The organism is Bacillus cereus group sp. BfR-BA-01380 (assembly GCF_022663535.1).
Classification (GTDB): Bacteria; Bacillota; Bacilli; order Bacillales; family Bacillaceae_G; genus Bacillus_A; species Bacillus_A cereus_BB.
Window position 1 is genome coordinate 1 of sequence record NZ_JAKUFS010000061.1, and the last position, 6428, is coordinate 6428.

Sequence of the window (6428 nt, forward strand, 5' to 3'; positions counted from 1 at the left end):
TTGGGGATAAGAAACTTTGAATTTCTTGAGCAAATAGTTGTAATTCATCAGATACAGAAATAGACATACAAAAACGCCATCCTTTCCTATGATTCTACAGAAAGAATAGCGTATTTTTTCATTTTAGGGGGTATTTTGTTTTATTAGCTTGATAGCGATGGGGTCTCGCCACATCGCTATCAAGCTAAGATAAATTTGTATTCACATAAACAAAAAATGCTATTCTTTTTGTAGAAATATACAGAAATGATGGTATTTTTGTACGAATCTATTGATGCAAGAAGAGTGTAATTCAAACTTACAGTTTGATCAGAATTATTGCTCATACTTTGGTTTAGCAACAAACCAAAAGCCTCCATTTACAAGTATGTTAGTTGACTGACCACACTTTCTAAAAATTGCTCTACTTTTTCTTTTGATGTATCCGGCGTATGATAACCAATTGTAAATGTAAGTCTTCCATTATAAGAGCTTACCCCCATTGTAAAGAATGGTGCATACATAATAGGTGATGTCATATACCCGTCAACGGCCAGAATTTCACCAAACTTAATAGGTTCATCTGCTATCACCCCGAAATTTGTAAGTAACGGCAACGCCATCCCCATTTGTAAAGCCTTTTCGTATTGCTGCTTATACATTTCTTTCACCTCAGATAGCTTTAGACCTGCCAGTAGCTCCATTCCTGCGGCTGAAGAGAGACCTGGATTTTGAGATTTTATTTTATCCATTGATTGTTTGACTCGAACTAGAGTCTGATTAAATGATTCATTATCTTCTATTTTAATCACTGGCATTTCCATCCCGGATAAATTGCAAATAGCACCAGTTGTATGATTGGGAAGATATCGGCGTAAATCAATTGTTAAACCGATCATTTTTTCTGCAGTGCGAGGTTTTGCATACACAGTGAAATGTGATAAAGATTGGAAGTATGCAGTCATGATGACATCATTCAAGGTAGCCTGTTGTGCTTTTGTCCATTGGATTAGACGTAGAGTTTGTTCATGGCTCAACCGACGCACGGACATTTTTGGGTATGAATTTTTGTTAGGTTGAGAAGGAAAAGACCATAACGCTGCCTGTTGTTCTTGGCTAGGACGATATGCACTTTTTACGTCTGGTATTCCAGCATATTTGAAAACAGGTGATTGATCGCGAAACCCCTCATTCCCCGCACCAAATCCCTTTATAATTTGATCCTTAGACTGTCCTAGGGAAAGCTGAGTATAAATTGCTCCCAGCAAATTAATATATTCCTTGACTCCTGCACCATCTGAACAAAGATGTGATAATTTAACAATTAACATATTTGTTGTAGTGCCTTGTAATAATTTTGTTTGAACCATAGGCCCCTGAATATGATCTCCAGGTTCCTTAATAAAATCTATCGCCATCATTTCAAGTTCTTGATCATTTCCTTCTACAAAAAAACAAGTCATTGATTTAGTACTAGATGTATGTTCCTTCCAGTAAGGAATATCACTTTCTACAAAACGGCTGTTCAAAACTGGCTGTAATTGTAACGTTATCCTTACTGATTGTTCAAGTATTTTCATTGATATACCTTTAGGAAAATAAAGAACGGCATTAATTTGTTGATTTGCAGAATAAAGACCTAATATATAATTCATTCGATCTTGAGGTGTTACTGGATACTTTCTTTGTCCCATGATTTTATCCCCTTTTTAAAACTATTTTTGATTATAATCTCGTTCCTCGTATGGTTGATACTTTCTTCAAGGGCTAATAATGCTTCGTTTTCGATTTTTAGTATATCAATCTTGAAAGCATCTTTTTCGTACTGGTTCCATTATTTTGCAGCACTTTGTTGGTGGAATACCCATTCTTTTATTGTTATTAATATTCCCTATCGATTTCAAATATAAGTAAACATGAAATGATTTCGTTTGCATATATACAGACATTTTATAATAACGTTTATGCATTATCAATAAAAACAAACGGATCATTTTTATGACTGTTAATAAAAGAACAAAACTATTTTACGTTTAGAAAATTTTAACGATGTATTGTAAGAGTAAAGAAGAGGTTTGTTTGATGTTAATACGGAGTCTTAGAACGTGTCTATGGTTCTGTTGCAATACTTGAATATTCACAAGTACCGTCAAAAAATGCAGAGGAAATGCTAGTAGAGAATAATGAAGTGACAGTAAAACGAGAGCATAAACAGGCGAAAAGCACGCCATATACTCAGGAAATTTATAAGCAGTTACAAATGGTCATAGTTGATGGGCATGAACCTTTAGATACATTTTTTACTTTCATGTATTAAGTGTTAAGTGAATCTCTTGATTCATCCGTAAAAGTATACCTTTACAGATACATAGAAAACTATAAAAAACCACATCTATAAATGTTCATTTCTAACTTTACAGACATCTGTTTATTTTATATATCTTTACAGACGTTATTGATATAATTACCAGTGAGGTGTGGTATATGAAACATAAAAAATTTGGATATGTACGAGTTTTAAGTAAAGATCAAAACGAAGAACGACAAATTCAGAATATGAAGGATTTAGGGATAGAAGATCGGGATATTTTCATTGATAAAGAATCTGGAAAAAATATGGATCGAGAGAATTACCAAATGCTAAAGCGTCTTGTTCGTACAGGAGATACCATTGTGTTTGACTCCTTAACAAGGCTTGGGAGAAATATGAATGATACATTAGAAGAATTTAGGTACTATGAAAAGCATAGAGTAAATTTACAATTTATAAAGGAACCATATATTAACGTCAATCACACTGGGGAAAGTACAAATGATGTCATTCAGAGCGCAATTCAAAAAGCAACTCTTACAATATTATCAGCCTTTGCAGAAAAAGAGCGCATTGATATTAAACAACGCCAAGCTGAAGGAATTGCTCTTGCCAGAAAACAAGGTAGACGTTTAGGACGTCCGCCTGTCGAAATAACAGAAGAATTTACGGATGCTTACAAGGAATGGAAATCTGGTTCAATTACAGCGGTAGGAGCTATGAAAAAGTATGGCATCAAACGTTCTTCTTTTTATAAGCTCGCTAAACAATATGAGGAAAAAATAAAAGAATAGTTTGCCTTGTTAACATTTTAATAGAAAGAACTTGTAGTGATTTCTACAAGTTCTTGTTGTTAAACAATATGGTAGAACAAGCTGGAATGAAATCATATCAAGCCAAACCTAAAAAATAACAGGAAGTGATGATTTTGACTTTTTATATAATGAGAGAAACTTATGGTAATTTTGCAGAATCAATGCAAAGAGTAGGAATGAAGAGTAATACATTTTATAGGAGAGTCAAAGAGTACGAATACAGCTTAGAAAAAGCAAGCTTTCTTAAAAAGGAGGGGGAATAAAATGAAGCGTATTTCAATTTTAATAGCTGATGATGAGGTGGAAATTGCTGAATTAATTGGGATACATTTAGAAAAAGAAGGTTATCATGTTGTGAAAGCTACCGATGGAGAAGAAGCAGTTCGTATCATTCAATCACAACCAATCGATCTAGTTGTTTTAGATATTATGATGCCCAAAATGGACGGTTATGAAGTAACACGACAAATTCGTATGAAACATCATATGCCTATCATTTTCTTAAGTGCGAAAACATCTGATTTTGATAAGGTGACAGGTCTTGTACTAGGCGCGGATGATTATATGACGAAGCCTTTCACACCGATTGAATTAGTTGCGCGTGTAAATGCACAACTACGCCGATTTCTTATGTTAAATCAGCCGAAAGTAGAGGAGAATAAATCCGTTTTAGAAGTAGGTGGAGTTGTTATTGATCCTGAGCGACGAACGGTAAATGTATACGGAGAGCAAATTGAATTAACCCCAAAAGAGTTTGATATTTTATATTTATTAGCGAGTCATCCGAAGAAAGTATATAGTGTTGAAAATATCTTTCAGCAAGTATGGGCAGATGATTATTACGAAGGTGGAAATACAGTTATGGTACATATTCGTACTTTACGAAAAAAACTTGGGGAGGATAAAAGGAAGAATAAGTTAATAAAAACGGTATGGGGGGTAGGCTATACTTTCAATGGCTAAAATGATGAGAAGCTTTCGTTTTAAAATGATCGCCTTGTTTATGTTAAGTATGGTATTAGCAGCTGGCGTAACATATATGATTTATAAAGGATTACAGTTCTATTATAAAACGATGGTGCGCTATGAAGATCCTCTAGCTCAATTTAGGTCAATAGTAAGAGAGTTTGGAGATATTAATTTCTTTTTGATTTTCTTTATCCCATTATCTATTTTATTCTTTTTCTTTTTAACAAAACCATACTTAAAGTATTTTAATGAAATTTCTAACGGCATTCATTATCTCGCTAACGGTGATTTTACAAATAAAGTTCATATTTCATCAAATGATGAATTCGGAAATATTGCGCGTGAAATTAACTTAGCGAGCGAAAAGTTAAAAGAAGCGGTTGAAAGAGGAGACTTTGCGGAAAGTAGTAAAGATCAGCTAGTTGTTAACTTAGCTCATGATTTAAGAACGCCATTAACATCTATTTTAGGTTATCTAGATTTAATTCTTAAAGATGAAAATTTGACGAAGGAACAGATTAAACATTTTTCTACGATTGCATTTACGAAATCGCAACGACTTGAAAGTTTAATTGATGAGTTATTTGAAATTACGCGAATGAATTATGGCATACTAAAGTTAGAAAAAAAAACAATTGATATAAGTGAATTACTTATACAGTTAGATGAGGAATTATATCCGTTATTAGAGAAGCGAAATTTAGAAGCTAGATTGAATGTTGATTCGCATTTACTTATTAATGGTGACGGAAAATTGTTAGCTAGAGTATTTGAAAACCTGTTAGCGAATGCTATTCGCTACGGATATGATGGGCAATTTGTTGATATGAATGGATATATTGATAATGGAGAAGTTGTCGTACAAATTATTAATTACGGAGATAGCATTCCAGAAGAAGATTTGCCATATCTTTTTGATATGTTTTATACAGGTGATAAAGCTAGAACGGAGCAACAAGACGGTACAGGCCTTGGTTTATTTATTGCAAAAAATATTGTGGAGCAGCATAATGGGACGATCTCTGCTGAAAGTAATGTAATAAGAACAATATTTGAAGTGAGATTGCCAAAAGAAGATAGCTCGGGAATTTAATAAAAATTTTAAGTTTACCCCACTTTTTATTTTAATAGTTTTTTCTATCCTATACGTATGTTAGATAAAGGAGGAACTAAGAATGAAGAAGTGGGTATTTATTTCTCTTTTTATATTGTGCACAGTATGTGTTGGGATTTATATAGCACTGTTATTTCAAAAGGAGATAGATGTTAAAATCGTAGAAAAAGATGATAAAGTAAATGCTTCGAATACTGAAAAGAAAGAGATTACAAAGGAACAAATTCATAAAGGGGATTTATTACTAGTTAATAAAGATTACCCTATTAAGAAAGATAGTATAAGGTCTGATATTATAAATGTATTTCAAAATACTGAATTAGTAAGAGGGTATGTGATATTTGATAGAAACCTTCGCTTATCAATGGATATTGTGAAAAATTTTTTGAAGGTTGTAGATGCAGCGGAAAAAGAAGGAGTACAGCATTTTTTGATGAATAGCGGTTATCGAGATTTTAAAGAACAAAGGAAGCTATATGAGAAAATGGGCTCTGATTACGCACTCCCAGCAGGATGTAGTGAACATAATTTAGGCTTATCACTTGATGTTGGGTCTACTCAAATGAAAATGGAGAAAGCTCCTGAAGGAAAATGGATTGAGGAAAATGTATGGAAATACGGATTTGTTTTACGCTATCCGAAAAATAAAAGTAATATTACAGGAATTCAATATGAGCCATGGCATATACGTTATGTCGGTTTACCTCATAGTGCTGTTATGCAAAAAAATAATTTTACTTTAGAGGAATACTTGGATTTCTTAAAAGAGAAAAAAGAAATTTCAACGTATATTGAAGGTAAAAAATATACGATTTCTTATTATAAAGTTTCAGAGAATATTAACGTGAATGTTCCAGTGAATAAGCATTACGAGATTTCAGGGGACAATATAGGTGGAGTTATTGTGACTGTTATGATGTAGGCTTAAAAGAAAGTTATACCGTTTATAAAAAAGATAAACCGAATTGCTACTAACTTCGTTTTTTCTTATTAGGGGTCACCTTACATACCCATCAACTTAAGATTTTGAAATACCCCAAAATGAAAATTTTGTGTATTATGCTCGTTTTTATTATTTTGAGGTAACTCGTTCTTTTTAGCTTGATAGCGATGGGATGGGGTAACGCCACATCGCTATCAAGCTAACAAAACAAAATTCCCCCTAAAATGAAAAAATACGCTATTCTTTCTGTAGAATCATAGGAAAGGATGGCGTTTTTGCATGTCTATTTCTGTATCT

General features: G+C 33.1%; 5 protein-coding genes. 4 read left to right on the plus strand and 1 reads right to left on the minus strand.

All coding sequences use genetic code 11. The features are described 5' to 3' along the window. Positions 1-359: 359 nt before the first annotated feature. Positions 360-1673 (minus strand): condensation domain-containing protein, encoded by a 1314-nt coding sequence (locus MR076_RS25590; protein ID WP_242225378.1) that lies wholly within the window; start codon positions 1671-1673, stop codon positions 360-362. Between the two features lie 790 nt (positions 1674-2463). Here MR076_RS25590 and MR076_RS25595 point away from each other — a divergent pair. The 4 genes from MR076_RS25595 to MR076_RS25610 all read left to right on the plus strand — a co-directional run bounded on the left by MR076_RS25595 (position 2464) and on the right by MR076_RS25610 (position 6110). Beyond that, positions 2464-3084, plus strand: a complete 621-nt coding sequence (locus MR076_RS25595) for a recombinase family protein (protein ID WP_242225379.1) — start codon at positions 2464-2466, stop codon at positions 3082-3084. Between the two features lie 285 nt (positions 3085-3369). Further along, positions 3370-4068, plus strand: a complete 699-nt coding sequence (locus MR076_RS25600; protein ID WP_242225380.1) for a response regulator transcription factor — start codon at positions 3370-3372, stop codon at positions 4066-4068. Further along, on the plus strand, positions 4061-5167 hold the full coding sequence (locus MR076_RS25605; protein WP_242225381.1) for a HAMP domain-containing sensor histidine kinase: 1107 nt from the start codon (positions 4061-4063) through the stop codon (positions 5165-5167). Before MR076_RS25600 ends, MR076_RS25605 begins: the two co-directional genes overlap by 8 nt. Before the next feature lie 82 nt (positions 5168-5249). Then, positions 5250-6110 carry a M15 family metallopeptidase gene (locus MR076_RS25610; protein WP_242225382.1) on the plus strand — a complete coding sequence of 287 codons (861 nt, stop codon included), beginning with the start codon at positions 5250-5252 and terminating at the stop codon, positions 6108-6110. Positions 6111-6428: the final 318 nt, after the last annotated feature.

Excerpts from the sequence above, each read along its gene's own strand:
- MR076_RS25590 (WP_242225378.1), bottom strand. The coding sequence starts at position 1,673 with ATGGGACAAAGAAAGTATCCAGTAACACCTCAAGATCGAATGAATTAT.
- MR076_RS25595 (WP_242225379.1), top strand. The coding sequence starts at position 2,464 with ATGAAACATAAAAAATTTGGATATGTACGAGTTTTAAGTAAAGATCAA.
- MR076_RS25600 (WP_242225380.1), top strand. The coding sequence starts at position 3,370 with ATGAAGCGTATTTCAATTTTAATAGCTGATGATGAGGTGGAAATTGCT.
- MR076_RS25605 (WP_242225381.1), top strand. The coding sequence starts at position 4,061 with ATGGCTAAAATGATGAGAAGCTTTCGTTTTAAAATGATCGCCTTGTTT.
- MR076_RS25610 (WP_242225382.1), top strand. The coding sequence starts at position 5,250 with ATGAAGAAGTGGGTATTTATTTCTCTTTTTATATTGTGCACAGTATGT.